Genomic DNA, 13,367 nt, shown 5'->3' with positions numbered 1-13,367 from the left:
CGCGTCCAACTGCCTAGTTTGCGGCAGCTTGCGTGTCGGCAGCACCTGCTGCGGCGTCAGGCAGGGCGAACACCCAGAGCACCGAGCCAGCGGTCGGCACGACCAGTTCGGGCGTCAGCGTCGCTACCGAGCGCGCCATGCTCGAGCCGTTACCCACGGCAACCGCGACATACTGCTTGCCATCGGCTTCGTAGCTGACGGGGAAGGAGTTGATCGCGTTGTTGGTGCGCATCTTCCAGAGCACGTCGCCCGACTCGTCGTCGAACGCATAGAACCAGCGGTTCCAGTCACCGGCGAACACGACGCCGCCTGCTGTGGGCAGCACGGCCGAGACGATCGGTGCGCGCTGGCGATGCGACCAAGCGGTTTCCTGGTCAACCATGCTTACGGCATCCACGCGGCCGATATTGCCGTCGCTGCCGTCAACCGGAATACGCGAGAAGGTCGCACGACCACCACCGGTATAGATCTGGCCGGCGTCAAGCGGCTGCGGCGTGGTGTTCGAGCAGTACTCGTTGAGCGGCAGATAAAGCATCTGCGTGCGCGGGCTGTAAGCCGTTGCTGGCCAAGCGCGGCCACCGGGGTCAGCCGGGCAGTTGAGCGTGGTTTCGCCGATCTTCGGGATGGAATCAGGGTTGATGGTCTTTTCGCCGGTTTCCTGGTCGATGGAAGCGACCACGTTCTGCGGCACGGTTTCCTTGGCCCAGAGCCATTCACCCGATTCGCGGTCCAGCGATTCGATGATGCCCAGCTTGCCGGCTGTCACGACCTGCTTGCGATCGGTACCATCATGGGGAAGATCGATCAGGATGCGCTCATAGATATAGTCCAGATCCCAGGTGTCGTTCTTGAGATACTGGTGGTGCCACTTGAGCTCGCCCGTCTGCGGATCGAGGGCCAGGGTCGAGTCGCTGTAAAGCGCGTCATTGGTGACGCCTTCTTCCTCGGATGCCGGCAGCAGGCCGCTCATCTCGGCGATCCAGGGATAAGGCTGGCCCACGCCGCTGAACACGGTCTTGGTTTCCGGATCATAGGTCCCGGCCAGCCACACCGATGCGCCAAAGCGGCTTTCGAGCGGTATGCCGTTCCAGGTCTTGTCGGCTTCGCCATCGCGAGCAATGGTGTAGAAGCGCCACTTTTCTTCGCCCGTTGAGGGGTCGTGTCCGGTGATGAAGCAGCCGCCAGGCTGGGCATTGCCGCAACCGGTCATGCCCTGGATCACCACGCCGTCGGCAATCAGCGGACCAGCTGAATAGCGCCAGCCCTTGTTCCAGTCCGCAGGCTGCACGTCCCACACGACCTGGCCGGTCTTGGCGTCGAGCGCGATGATATGAGTGTCCGATGTCGCGAGGATGATCTTGTCCTCGTAGATCGACATGTTGCGCTTGGTGGCCGTGTTGCCGGTGCCAGCCGCGACAACGTCCTCAGGCAGATCGCGCACATATTCCCAGAGCAGGTCACCGGTAGCGCCGTCGAGCGCCTGGACCTTGTCGAGGTTGTTGTGCACGTAAAGAATGCCGTCGTGAACGATCGGCGTGGTTTCGGTCGCGCCCGGGGTCAGCGACCAGGTCCAGGCCACGGTCAGGTTGCTGACATTGTCCTTGTTGATCTGCTCGAGTGGACTATAGCCCCAGCCGTCATAGGTGCGGCGCCAGTGCAGCCAGTCGCCATCGGCGGGGTTCAACAACGTTTCGTCGGTCACCGGGGTGTAGCTATCGAGCCGGGACGGCGTTTCCTGGGCATGAACAATGCCCGAGGCAAGAACAAGCAATGAGCTCGCGAGCGCTGATGAGGCGAGCAGTAACCGCTTTTGCATTTGAGTATTTCCTCCGTAGACGCTGAAAGCCCGATTTTCGTCACGGGCTTTGTGCCCTCGCGACGCAATGGTTTGGCAGCGTTACACCGATCATGCGCCCCGTTACTTGGAGCCGTCAACCTTGGTCAGGCTAAGCGTGATCGCCATTCCGTGTGGGCGCGGACGGCAATATCGACGGGGGTGATTCGGGCGCAAACCCCTCTGTGCCGGGCCATGGGCCGTGCTCGTCGGCGGCTGCGGCGGCCTGCCGCAGCAAGTCCACCCGGCGTCGCATTCAACTAAAGTATGAAGCTCACCTGCGACTCCTAGGCCCGGCGGTAAACCCGCGCCGCATCACAAATAAACTTGTTGTCCTGCGCAGCCGTTTGCTTCACGCTTGAGTTTGCCCAGACCGGGTAACCAAGCCCGGCAACTAGCCTGTGACGCTCTGAGGAGAATTTCGATGCTGCTTCGTACCTTCGCCATCTCGGCGGCAATGGCCGGACTCGCCTTGTCTGGAACACTGGCCAATGCCCAGGAAGACCTGCCCAAGGCAAGCTTCACTGCCGCCCAGGCCGATGCTGGACGCGCGGAATATCAAAAGAGCTGTCTGGATTGCCATGGTGCCAATCTCGACGATGGCGAGTTTGGTGGTCCGCCCCTGCGCGGCAGCAATTTTGAAGGCACCTATTTCGGTTTCACCGCCGATGGTCTGTTTGGCTTCATCAAGACGGCCATGCCGCCCGACCGCCCGGGTCGCCTGAGCGACAAAACCTATGCCGAACTGACGGCCTATATTCTGTCTAAGAACGGCGTCCAGCCCGGCACCACCCCGCTGCCCGACAACCTCGATGCCCTGGCGGGCCTTGTTATCGAGAAGTAGCGGCGGCGCTGTTTCGCGATTGTGCGGGGAGGGGACACCACCCCCTCCCGGCCCTTACCATGAGCACCGAAGTTGCGGCGCGTGGCGATCCCGGCAGGGCCGTGCGCTAAAGCGAGAATGCTGATCCGAGGGGATTCAACCGAACCCTGCACTGGACTGAGCAGCAGTTGGACTGGCCAAGCCCGCTGAAGCCGATCCGATCCTCGAACATGAGATCAGCCCCAGCCTAGACATGCACCGCGTGAACGGCTTAATGAATTCGTCCGCACGCCCCGCCTGTCAGCGGCACCGGCAGTTCCGTGTTACTGCTGGTCGGATCGGTCGCCGGTAAGCTCGAAAAACAGCCAGGTCGAGTAAGCGGCAATCGCCAGAGTGGCGCACACATACAATTCGGACATTCCGGGATACTCCTCACGCAGGCCTTGCAGCCGTAACTCAGCATGGCCTGTTAACCTAAACGAGCTCCTAACGTTCCACGGTGCTGAGATTTTTCCGCTAAAGCAGCTCAGCCGAATTGCGATCCGGAATTAGACGCCGGTTCGGTCCGATTTGGCCAAGCCAGGAGCGGTCAAGCCTGGGCCAGCGCTCGCCAAACCTTTGATCGGTGCTGTGTCACCGCTTCCACCCAAGTGCGCATGAGCAGAGACTCGGTTGGATCCTCCCCCATATCTGCAATCGTGTCCCTGACCTCGTTTACGCCAATCGACGTAATCTCGTCATAAACCCAAGGCGCCACGCGGGGCAGTTCATCCAAATCAAACCGGTCGATGAGCGGGTCAGGGATGCGGTCGATTGTCGAAATGGCCATTCTAGGATCTCCTCTGGTTGAGACCAATGCCAATGACCTAGCGTAGTTCCCCGCGCTCACTTGCTGTTGAAAAAGGTCAACGCGCGGAGCGCCAAGTCCTGCAGGGGAGTGTGCTCGCAAAATCTGGTGAAATTGGCGATCCCGGCAGGACTCGAACCTGCGACCAACAGCTTAGAAGGCTGCTGCTCTATCCAGCTGAGCTACGGGACCTCGGCCAAGCCCTCCTTTACCCGATTTCGGCCAGAAAAAAACCCGCCTCTTGGTCTCCGGCGCATCCATCTTTGTACGGGGCGTCGCGACAGCAGTCACCACGCGCAATTTTGTCGATCCCGGCAGACGGTGCCCCTACGCTCCTGCTCGCAAGAGCCGGGTTTTCCGGGTTTTCGCTCCGAGTTCAAATGCACCTTGACAGCAATGAGGTACGTGTATGAAACTAATGCAATCGATTGCAGAGGTCTCATGAACGCCAATGAAATCGATTTAAACGCGGCCAGCTCGGGATATCTCACAAGAAGATAACCTTGCGGCTGGCAGATTTGCGGAGCGGTTCGCTCCAGGATCCTTGGGAGGATGCATCGATGACAAAGTTTACCGTGGCTGCCGCGATGGCGGCTGCCTTGATGAGCTCGACTGCCGCAATGGCTGCAGAGCTGGAAGTCACCCATTGGTGGACTTCAGGCGGTGAATCCGCTGCCGTGGCAGAGTTTGCGCGCTTGTTCGACGCGACCGGCAATAAATGGGTCGATAGCGCCCTGGCTGGTTCGGGCACCGGCGCCAACCCCGTCATCATCAGCCGCATCCTGGGCGGCAATCCGATGGGCGCCACCCAGATGAACACCGGCCGCGATGCCGAAGGCCTCATCCAGGCCGGCCTGATCCGCGACCTCACTCCCATTGCCGAAGAAGAGGGCTGGAAGGAATTCTACGCCGATCCCGGGCTGTTTGATGCCTGCACCTATGAAGGCAAGATCTATTGCGTGCCGGTCAATATCCACTCCTGGCACTGGCTGTGGCTCAGCACCAAGGCCTTCGAAACGGCTGGGATTCCTGTTCCCAAGGACTGGAATGAATATGCCGCGGCCATTCCCCAGCTGCGTGAAGCTGGCGTCATCCCCTTCGGCCTTGCTGCTGGCTGGCCGCTGAACGGCATTCCCGGTGTGTTGCTGGCTGACGTTGGTGGTCCCGAACTCTACGAAAAGGTTTGGGGCGAACACGACGCCGAAGCCGTTCGTGGCCCCGAGTTCCGCAAGGTTGCCGAAGCTTGGGCCACCATCCGCGATGCTGTTGACCCGGCTGAAGTCGTGCCACAGTTCGGCGACGTCGCGAATCAGCTGATTGCCGGCGAAGCTGCCGCCAACATCCATGGCGACTGGATCCAGGGCGACCTGCAGGTTGCCGGCGCCGTTCCTGGCGAAGACTATGAATGCCTGCCCGGCCTGGGTCTGACCCAGCGCATCGAGGGTGGCGGCGACGCCTTCTACTTCCCGCAATTGCCAGAGGGCACCTCGCAGGACGTTTTGGATGCTCAGGTGGAGCTCGCCAAGCTGCTGGTCAGCAAGGAAGCCCAGGTGGCGTTCAACCTCAAGAAGGGCTCCATGCCCATCCGCACCGATATCGACCTGTCGACGGCCAATCCCTGCATGCAGAAGGCCATCGCGATCCTCCAGAGCCCCGAAGGCCTGCTGCCTTCCGGCGAAACCCTGAACTCGAGCGACACCCAGCAGCAGTTGGACGACCTCAACCAGGAATTCTTCGCCGACAAGAGCTTCTCGGTTGACGACTACATCGAAGAATACGCTTCGATCATCGAGTCCGCCAACTAAGCTGGTCCTGCCGAACGGGGGCCGCCTGTGGCGGTCCCCACCGGCGCGGCGGGCGGCTCCTTGGCCGCTTCGCCCAAGTTTTCGCTAAAGGGGAAGCGCTATGACCGACATCCGGCACGCTGGTGCTCTGGGTCGGCCGGTGGCGGCCGACAAGCCACCAGGATTCCTGCACAATTTGTTTGTGCGCAATATCAGCGCCAAGATTGCGGCGACACCCATGGTGGTGATCGTGCTGGTGGTGTTTATCGGCTGCACGCTCTGGAGCGTCTGGTTTTCGTTTACCGATTCACGCGCGCTGCCCAATGGCGCCTTTATCGGCTGGGAACAATATGAGCGCCTCTTTGCCGCCCGGCGCTGGCGCATCTCGGCCACCAATCTGTTGACCTATGGCATCTTCTCGCTGGTCTTCACCATGGTTGTGGGCTTCCTGCTCGCCGTGTTGATGGACCAGAAGATCCGCTTTGAAAGCGGCTTCCGCACCATCTTTCTGTATCCCTTTGCCCTCTCGGGCATCGTCACGGGCCTTGTCTGGCAGTGGATCATGAACCCCACGCTGGGGTTGCAATCCACGATGCGGGGCCTCGGCTGGACCAACTTCACCTTCGACTGGATCACCAATACCGACATGGTGCTGTATGCACTTATGATCGCGGGTACCTGGCATGGCACCGGCTTTGTCATGGTGCTGATGCTGGCCGGCCTGCGCGGGGTGGACGAGGAAATCTGGAAGGCCGCGCGCGTCGATGGCATTCCCACCTGGCGCACTTACCTCCAGATCGTGCTGCCCATGATGCGCGGCGTCATCGTCACCACGCTGGTGATCGTGGGCTCGGGCCTTGTGCGCACCTATGACCTCGTTGTGGCACTCACCAATGGCGGCCCCGGCCTGTCCTCCGAAGTGCCTGCCAAATACGTCATCAACTACATGTTCAACGCTGGCAATCTGGGCCAGGCCCTGGCGGCCTCGACAGTGATGCTTGCGGCCGTGTTCGTGATCCTGATCCCCTGGATCGTCATCGAATTCGGACCCAAGAAGGCGCGCTAGGAGAACACCATGGCCACTATTGCCGCTCCCGCCGAGCCCTTTGGTCCTCGCCCCCGTCCGTTTTTCACGCCAACCCGCATCATCATCTACGGCATCATCATCGTTGCGGCTCTGTATTACCTGCTGCCGCTCTACGTGATGATCATGACCTCGGTGAAGGGCCTGCCCGAGATCCGTCTCGGCAACATCTTCGCCCCGCCGCTCGAAGTCACCTTCGAGCCCTGGGTCAAGGCCTGGACCAGCGCCTGCACGGGCCTGACCTGTAACGGTCTGGCGCCCGGCTTCTGGAACTCGGTCAAGATTACGCTGCCCTCCACCGTCGTTTCGGTCTTCGTGGCCGCCGTCAGTGGCTATGCGCTCGTCAACTGGCGCTTCAAGGGCTCGGAGTTCTTCTTCACCTGCCTGCTGCTGGGCTCGTTCATCCCCTATCAGGTAATGCTCTACCCCATGGTGATGATCACCCGCGAGCTCAAGATCTTCGGCACGCTCTGGGCCGTGATCCTGGTGCATACCGTGTTCGGCATGCCCATCCTCGTACTCCTGTTCCGCAACTACTTCGCTTCGCTGCCCCAGGAGTTGTTCAAGGCGGCTCGCGTCGATGGGGCCGGGTTCTGGCGCATCTTCTTCCAGATCATGGTGCCGATGTCGCTGCCCATCTTTGCCGTGGCGATCATCCTCCAGGTCACCGGTATCTGGAACGACTTCCTGTTTGGCGTGGTCTTTGCCGGCACGCAGAACAATCCAATGACCGTGCAACTCAACAACATCGTCAATTCGGCCCAGGGCGTGCGCGAATACAATGTCAACATGGCCGCGACGATCCTGACGGCAGCGGTACCGCTGATCGTTTATTTCGTCTCGGGCAAATGGTTCGTGCGCGGCATCGCCGCTGGCGCGGTGAAGGGATAAAGCAATGCAAAGCAGTGTTTCCATCAAGGACCTGACGCTCAACTTCGGCGCCGTGCCGGTGCTCAAGAGCCTCGACCTCGAAGTGGGGCAGGGCGAGTTCATTGTCCTGCTCGGGCCCTCCGGCTGCGGCAAGTCCACCTTGCTCAATTGCATCGCCGGATTGCTCGATGTCTCGGGCGGCCAGATTTTCATTGGCGGCAAGAACGTCACCTGGTCTGAACCCAAGGACCGCGGCATCGGCATGGTGTTCCAGTCCTATGCGCTTTATCCGCAGATGAGCGTGGAAAAGAACCTGTCCTTTGGCCTGCGCGTCGCCGGCATGCCCAAGGATGAAATCCAGCGCCGCGTCGCCCGCGCCGCCGAGATCCTCCAGATCGAGCCGCTGCTGCAGCGCAAGCCCGCCAATCTGTCGGGCGGTCAGCGCCAGCGCGTCGCCATCGGGCGGGCACTGGTGCGCGACGTGGACGTGTTCCTCTTCGACGAGCCGCTGTCCAATCTCGATGCCAAGCTGCGCAGCGATTTGCGTGTCGAGATCAAGCGGCTCCACCAGCGGCTCAAGAACACCATGATCTACGTCACCCACGACCAGATCGAGGCGCTCACCCTGGCCGACCGCATCGCCATCATGCGGAGCGGCGAAATCCAGCAACTGGCCGATCCGCACACCATCTACAACAAGCCCGTGAACCTCTACGTGGCTGGCTTTATCGGCTCGCCCTCGATGAACTTCATCAACGGAACGCTTCATGCCGGCGAGCAGCCCTTCTTCGTGGCCGAAGACGGCACCCGGGTTTCCATGGGCACCTATGACTTTGCGGCCGCTCCGCAAGGCACCACCAAGACCGTGCTGGGCGTGCGGCCCGAGCATATCGTGCTTGGCGATGTCGCCGCCACGATGCCCTTCTCCACCGAAGTCGAGATCGAGATCGTCGAGCCGATGGGCTCGGACACGCTCGCCTGGACGCGGATTGCCAGCCACCCCGTCACTTTCCGCGCCGATAGCGATGTGCAGCTTCATGTCGGCCAGAAGCTGCTCGTTGGCTTTGATCCGGCTCGTGGCTCCATCTTCGATACCCAGAGCACCAACCGGCTCTGACAACCGCTTCGGCTCCGCCGTCCGGCGGGGCCCCCTATTCACGCCAGATTTTTCGAACAAGAGGCCCCAATGACCGAGTTGTCATTCCAGCTTTATAGCGCCCGCAACTACCCCGATCTCGATGACTTCCTCGCCAAGCTGGCGGCTCTCGGCTACACCCAGGTGGAAGGCTATGGCGGTCTTTACGCCGATGCGCCCGCACTGGCGGAAAAGTTCAAGCGCAATGGCCTGTCCATGCCGACCGGCCATTTCGGTCTTGCTCAGCTGCAGGACACCGATACGGCGCTCAAGACCGCCGAAACCCTTGGCGTCAAGCGCCTCTACTGCCCCCATATCGGCCCTGAAGGGCGCAGCGAAGACGAAAGCAAGTGGGTCGAGCTGGCTGAAACCCTTGCGGGTCTGGGGGAAACCTTCACTCGTGAAGGCTATGGCTTTGGCTGGCACAACCACGATTTCGAATTTGTGCCCACCACCAGCGGCCGCACCCCGATGGAAATCATCCTCGAAACTGCCCCCGCGCTGGAATGGCAAGCGGACGTTGCCTGGATCGCCCGCGGCAAGGCTGACCCTGTGCAGTGGTTCGACCGCTATGGCGACCGCATCACCGCCGTGCACGTCAAGGACATTGCCCCGGCCGGGGAAGCCACCGATGAAGACGGCTGGGCCGATGTCGGCTTTGGCGTCCTCAACTGGGACCAGTTGATCAACGAGGTCACCAGCCGCACCAAGGCCCAGTATTTCGTCGCCGAGCACGACAAGCCTTCCGACGCCGAGCGCTTTGCTCGCCGCTCCATCGCTACCGCCAAGAACTGGAAGTAACCGCTATGGCCAAGACCTTTGGCGTCGGCATCATGGGTGCCGGCAATATTTCGAGCGCCTATCTGCGCCTCGCCCCCCTGTTCAAGGGGCTCGAAGTGCGCGCGGTTGCCGACATCATCCCCGAAGCCGCCCGCAAGCGCGCCGAGGAGTTCGGTGTCGCCGCCCAGACGCCCGACGAGCTGCTCAAGAACAGCGAACTCGACGTGATCGTCAATCTGACCATCCCTTCGACCCATTATTCGGTGTCCATGGACATCGTTTCGGCCGGCAAGCACGCCTATTCCGAAAAGCCCTTCGTGCTCTCGCTCGAAGAAGGCCTCGCGCTCAAGAAGGCCGCGGACGAGCGCAATCTCCTGGTTGGCAGCGCGCCCGATACCTTCCTGGGCGGCGCCCATCAACAGGCGCGCGACATCATTGATTCCGGTGCCCTCGGGCGCATCATGAGCGGCACCACCCATGTGATGAGCCGCGGCATGGAGCACTGGCATCCCAATCCTGATTTCTTCTTCCAGGTTGGCGCCGGCCCGGTGCTCGATGTCGGCCCCTATTACGTGACCGACCTCATCCACCTGATCGGCCCGGTCAAGCGCGTCTCCGCCTTCACCAACATGGCGCGCACCGAGCGTGAAGTGACGGCACCCGGTCCCTACCAGGGCACCAAGATCAAGGTTGGCACCCCCACCACGGTTCATGGCGTGCTCGAGTTCCACAACGGCGCCATCGTCACCATGGGCGCCAGCTGGGACGTGGCCAGCCACGGCCACCACAATATCGAGCTCTATGGCACCGAAGGCACGATTTATTTGCCCGATCCCAACTTCTTTGGCGGCGAACTCGTCACCACCGATATCGAAGGCACCAAGACCACGGTCACGCCCTGGGATCATCCCTTCGGCAAGGTCAACCAGGATCAGGATAAGCCCAATCCGCGCGCCAATTACCGCACGGCGGGCCTTGCTGACATGATGGCCTCAATCGAGGGCGGCTATCGCGCGCGTTGTGGCCTGGATGTCGCGCTCCATGCCGTTGACGTCATGACCTCGCTGCTCAAGGCCGGGGAAAGCGGGCAGGTACTGACGCTCGCCACCACTTGCGAGCGGCCCGAGGCGCTCAAGCCCGAACAGGCCCAGGCGCTGCTCAAGGCGTCGGCTTGACACCGTCGCCGCGGGCGATAGCGTAACACCAACGAGGATCGGCGGCCGCGTGCCGCCGATTGCATCTGGGGAGCCCGAGCTGGCGACATGACTTGCCCGGCTTGGGAACGGATAATCGAGGAGAAACTTCATGCGCACCATCAAGGGTCCAGCCATTTTTCTGGCCCAGTTCGCCGGCGACACCGCCCCCTTCAATGAGTTCGGCAGCATCTGCGCCTGGGCGGCGGGGCTGGGCTACAAGGGCGTACAGGTCCCGACCGGCGTTGGCGCCATGATCGATCTGGAAAAGGCCGCGACCTCCAAGACCTATGCCGATGAAATCGCCGGCATCGCCCGCGAGAACGGCGTCGAGATCACCGAACTCTCGACCCATCTTCAGGGTCACCTCGTCGCCGCCCATCCCGTCTACGACACCATGCTGGATGGCTTTGCCCCCGCTTCGGTGCACAACAATCCCAAGGCGCGCCAGGAATGGGCCGTGCAGCAGATGCTGTGGGCCGCCAAGGCCTCGCAGAACCTGGGCCTGACCGAACACGCGACCTTCTCGGGCGCGCTCGCCTGGCCGTTCCTTTACCCCTTCCCGCAGCGCCCGGCCGGCCTTGTCGAGGAAGCTTTTGACGAGCTCGCGCGCCGCTGGACGCCCATCCTCAACGCGTTCGACGAGGCGGGCGTCGATGTCTGCTACGAGATCCACCCGGGCGAGGATCTGCATGACGGGGTCACCTACGAGATGTTCCTCGAGCGGGTGAACAACCACCCGCGTGCCAACCTGCTCTACGATCCCAGCCACTTCGTGCTGCAGCAGCTCGATTATCTCGAATACCTAGACATCTACCACGAGCGCATCCGCATGTTCCACGTCAAGGATGCCGAGTTCAACCCGACCGGCCGCCAGGGCGTTTATGGGGGCTACCAGAGCTGGATCAACCGGGCAGGGCGCTTCCGTTCGCTGGGGGATGGGCAGGTGGATTTCGCCTCGATCTTCTCCAAGATGGCGCAATATGACTTCGCCGGCTGGGCGGTGCTCGAATGGGAATGCGCCCTCAAGCACCCCGAGGATGGGGCGCGCGAAGGCGCCGAGTTCATCAAACACCACATCATCCACGTCACTGAGCGCGCCTTTGACGATTTTGCCGCTGCTGGCACTGATCAGGCGGCCAACCGGCGCATGCTTGGGCTCGAGTAAAGCTCCGCGACCTCACATGGCTCATTAAGGGCCCATCACCTCCCCCCTTTTGGGGGAGGCTGGGTGGGGGTATCGCCCCCGAACACAGTAATCAAAGAACAAGGGGAGGCATTTCATGGCTGAAAACGGCGCAAGGCGCATTCGCCTGGGCATGGTTGGCGGCGGCAAGGGAGCCTTTATCGGCTATGTGCACCGCGTCGCTTCGCGCATCGATGGTGACTATGAACTGGTGGCCGGCGCGCTCTCGTCGCGCCCCGAAGTCGCCCAGGAATCCGGGCGCAATTTGGGGCTCGCACCTGACCGCATCTATACCAGCTTTGAGGACATGGCCCGCGCCGAAGCGGCTCGTCCCGACGGCATCGAAGCGGTCTCGATCGTCACCCCCAACCATCTCCATTTCGCCCCGGCCAAGGCCTTTCTCGAGGCCGGCATCCACGTCATCTGCGACAAGCCGATCACCTCGACCCTCGAGGATGCGCGCAAGCTTGCCGAAATCAAGCCGGCCAAATCAGCCAAGTTTCTGCTCACCCACAACTACACCGGCTATCCCCTGATCCGGCAGGCTCGTGAACTGGTGGAATCAGGCGCTCTGGGCACGATCCGCGTCATCCAGGCCGAGTATCCGCAGGATTGGCTAACCGAGCCTGTCGAGCAATCCGGCACCGCACCGGGCGCCGAATGGCGCACCGACCCCGAGCGCTCAGGCGCTGGCGGCGCCATCGGGGATATCGGCACCCACGCCTATAATCTCCTGCGCTTCGTCACCGGGCTGGAGACCGAAGCCGTGTCGGCCGACCTGACCAGCTTCGTTCCCGGCCGCAAGCTCGACGATAACGTCCATATCATGCTGCGTTTCGCCGGCGGCGCCCGCGGCATGCTCTGGGCTAGCCAGGTCGCCGTCGGCAATGAAAACGGCCTGCAACTGCGCGTCTATGGCGACAAGGGCGGCCTCGAATGGCGGCAGGACAACCCCAACTACATGTGGTTTTCCGAGTTCGGTAAGCCGCGCCAGCTGCTGACCCGCGGCGGCGCCATCTCCCAGGTCGCTGCCTCCACCATGAATGTGCGCATCCCTTCCGGCCACCCCGAGGGGTATCTGGAAGCCTTCGCCACGCTCTACAGCCAGTTCGCCGAAGTGATCCGCGGCAACGGGGAAGCTTACGAAGGCCTGCTCCCGAGCCTCGCCGATGGCGTCGAAGGCATGCAGTTCATCACCGCTTCGGTGCAATCAAGCCGCAATGACGGCAAGTGGACCAGGCTCAGCGAAGTGTGAGAAGGCCTGGAGCTGGCACGCGACGCCTGAGCCAGGGCCGTACGCCCCGCTAGGCCTACCAGCCGGGGTGGCGCACCGCGCTAACCCCACCCACACCTGTCACCCCGGCCTTGAGCCGGGGCCCATCCCGAGATGCCTCGGGAAAGCTTCCCAACGACTACCCGCCTAGACCGCGCATCAAAAAACCAAACCAGACGGGCGTGCAAAAACCCCCGCCATCACTGGCAGGGGCAGCCAACACCCCGTCGGCAATGGAACGCCTAGTGCGTCCAGGGAGCCTTGCGGTCGTGGCGGAAATTGTCGGGATAGCTCACGCGCTTGACGGTGGGCTCATGGGCCGGCTGCACTGAATAGGCGATGCCATTCTTTTGCGCATAGGCTTCGGCCGCTTCCAGGGTCTCAAACGACAGGCGGATCTGCTGGCGCGTATCGGCTGAGCTGGTATAGCCCATCAGTCCTTCGATCGAGCGGGGCGTTGCCTGCTCATGCACCAGGACCCACTGCTTGGACTTGCCCTTGCCCGATTGCGTCGCGCTACGGGCAGGACGGTAGATGCGAGCGGTCATGGAACAACCT

12 protein-coding genes and 1 tRNA gene are annotated in these 13,367 nt (G+C 61.9%); 9 read left to right on the top strand and 4 right to left on the bottom strand.

The features are described from left to right. Positions 1-13: 13 nt before the first annotated feature. Entirely contained in the window at positions 14-1,816 is a 1,803-nt protein-coding gene (locus tag AC3YOG_RS10030) for a pyrroloquinoline quinone-dependent dehydrogenase (protein WP_489934945.1), read from the bottom strand. A gap of 442 nt (positions 1,817-2,258) precedes the next feature. Here AC3YOG_RS10030 and AC3YOG_RS10025 point away from each other — a divergent pair, with 442 nt between their 5' ends. Then, complete coding sequence (locus AC3YOG_RS10025) at positions 2,259-2,678, top strand: c-type cytochrome (RefSeq protein ID WP_127752570.1); 420 nt, start codon at positions 2,259-2,261, stop codon at positions 2,676-2,678. Between the two features lie 568 nt (positions 2,679-3,246). Here the strand turns inward: AC3YOG_RS10025 and AC3YOG_RS10020 are convergent. Further along, entirely contained in the window at positions 3,247-3,486 is a 240-nt protein-coding gene (locus AC3YOG_RS10020) for a hypothetical protein (RefSeq protein ID WP_489934944.1), read from the bottom strand. Positions 3,487-3,619: 133 nt separating this feature from the next. Beyond that, positions 3,620-3,696, bottom strand: a tRNA-Arg gene (locus tag AC3YOG_RS10015). Between the two features lie 368 nt (positions 3,697-4,064). On the opposite strand from AC3YOG_RS10015, the gene AC3YOG_RS10010 reads away from it, so the two are divergent. The 8 genes from AC3YOG_RS10010 (at position 4,065) to AC3YOG_RS09975 (ending at position 12,791) form a co-directional block, all read left to right on the top strand. Continuing rightward, positions 4,065-5,309: an ABC transporter substrate-binding protein gene (locus AC3YOG_RS10010; RefSeq protein ID WP_489934943.1), complete on the top strand. Its 1,245-nt coding sequence runs from the start codon at positions 4,065-4,067 to the stop codon at positions 5,307-5,309. 100 nt (positions 5,310-5,409) lie between these two features. Then, complete coding sequence (locus tag AC3YOG_RS10005) at positions 5,410-6,354, top strand: carbohydrate ABC transporter permease (RefSeq protein WP_489890468.1); 945 nt, start codon at positions 5,410-5,412, stop codon at positions 6,352-6,354. A gap of 9 nt (positions 6,355-6,363) precedes the next feature. After that, positions 6,364-7,263: a carbohydrate ABC transporter permease gene (locus tag AC3YOG_RS10000; protein WP_489934942.1), complete on the top strand. Its 900-nt coding sequence runs from the start codon at positions 6,364-6,366 to the stop codon at positions 7,261-7,263. A gap of 4 nt (positions 7,264-7,267) precedes the next feature. Continuing rightward, the gene (locus AC3YOG_RS09995) at positions 7,268-8,359 is read left to right on the top strand and encodes an ABC transporter ATP-binding protein (RefSeq protein WP_489934941.1); all 1,092 of its coding nucleotides are present in this window, start codon (positions 7,268-7,270) and stop codon (positions 8,357-8,359) included. Between the two features lie 69 nt (positions 8,360-8,428). Next, positions 8,429-9,178, top strand: a complete 750-nt coding sequence (locus tag AC3YOG_RS09990; RefSeq protein ID WP_489934940.1) for a sugar phosphate isomerase/epimerase family protein — start codon at positions 8,429-8,431, stop codon at positions 9,176-9,178. Between the two features lie 5 nt (positions 9,179-9,183). Further along, positions 9,184-10,332: a Gfo/Idh/MocA family protein gene (locus AC3YOG_RS09985; protein ID WP_489934939.1), complete on the top strand. Its 1,149-nt coding sequence runs from the start codon at positions 9,184-9,186 to the stop codon at positions 10,330-10,332. Positions 10,333-10,462: 130 nt separating this feature from the next. Beyond that, positions 10,463-11,518: a sugar phosphate isomerase/epimerase family protein gene (locus tag AC3YOG_RS09980; protein ID WP_127752577.1), complete on the top strand. Its 1,056-nt coding sequence runs from the start codon at positions 10,463-10,465 to the stop codon at positions 11,516-11,518. A gap of 115 nt (positions 11,519-11,633) precedes the next feature. Continuing rightward, positions 11,634-12,791 (top strand): Gfo/Idh/MocA family protein, encoded by a 1,158-nt coding sequence (locus tag AC3YOG_RS09975; protein WP_489934938.1) that lies wholly within the window; start codon positions 11,634-11,636, stop codon positions 12,789-12,791. Positions 12,792-13,051: 260 nt separating this feature from the next. Here the strand turns inward: AC3YOG_RS09975 and AC3YOG_RS09970 are convergent, their stop codons facing one another. Next, positions 13,052-13,357: an ETC complex I subunit gene (locus tag AC3YOG_RS09970; RefSeq protein ID WP_173087540.1), complete on the bottom strand. Its 306-nt coding sequence runs from the start codon at positions 13,355-13,357 to the stop codon at positions 13,052-13,054. Positions 13,358-13,367 lie beyond the last annotated feature (10 nt).

Source organism: Devosia sp. Z6_126, assembly GCF_058133495.1.
This window is presented reverse-complemented; position numbering and strand designations above follow the sequence as displayed.

Bases quoted from the DNA above. Each gene is read 5' to 3' on its own strand.
- AC3YOG_RS10030 (WP_489934945.1), bottom strand. From the start codon at position 1,816: ATGCAAAAGCGGTTACTGCTCGCCTCATCAGCGCTCGCGAGCTCATTG.
- AC3YOG_RS10025 (WP_127752570.1), top strand. From the start codon at position 2,259: ATGCTGCTTCGTACCTTCGCCATCTCGGCGGCAATGGCCGGACTCGCC.
- AC3YOG_RS10020 (WP_489934944.1), bottom strand. From the start codon at position 3,486: ATGGCCATTTCGACAATCGACCGCATCCCTGACCCGCTCATCGACCGG.
- AC3YOG_RS10010 (WP_489934943.1), top strand. From the start codon at position 4,065: ATGACAAAGTTTACCGTGGCTGCCGCGATGGCGGCTGCCTTGATGAGC.
- AC3YOG_RS10005 (WP_489890468.1), top strand. From the start codon at position 5,410: ATGACCGACATCCGGCACGCTGGTGCTCTGGGTCGGCCGGTGGCGGCC.
- AC3YOG_RS10000 (WP_489934942.1), top strand. From the start codon at position 6,364: ATGGCCACTATTGCCGCTCCCGCCGAGCCCTTTGGTCCTCGCCCCCGT.
- AC3YOG_RS09995 (WP_489934941.1), top strand. From the start codon at position 7,268: ATGCAAAGCAGTGTTTCCATCAAGGACCTGACGCTCAACTTCGGCGCC.
- AC3YOG_RS09990 (WP_489934940.1), top strand. From the start codon at position 8,429: ATGACCGAGTTGTCATTCCAGCTTTATAGCGCCCGCAACTACCCCGAT.
- AC3YOG_RS09985 (WP_489934939.1), top strand. From the start codon at position 9,184: ATGGCCAAGACCTTTGGCGTCGGCATCATGGGTGCCGGCAATATTTCG.
- AC3YOG_RS09980 (WP_127752577.1), top strand. From the start codon at position 10,463: ATGCGCACCATCAAGGGTCCAGCCATTTTTCTGGCCCAGTTCGCCGGC.
- AC3YOG_RS09975 (WP_489934938.1), top strand. From the start codon at position 11,634: ATGGCTGAAAACGGCGCAAGGCGCATTCGCCTGGGCATGGTTGGCGGC.
- AC3YOG_RS09970 (WP_173087540.1), bottom strand. From the start codon at position 13,357: ATGACCGCTCGCATCTACCGTCCTGCCCGTAGCGCGACGCAATCGGGC.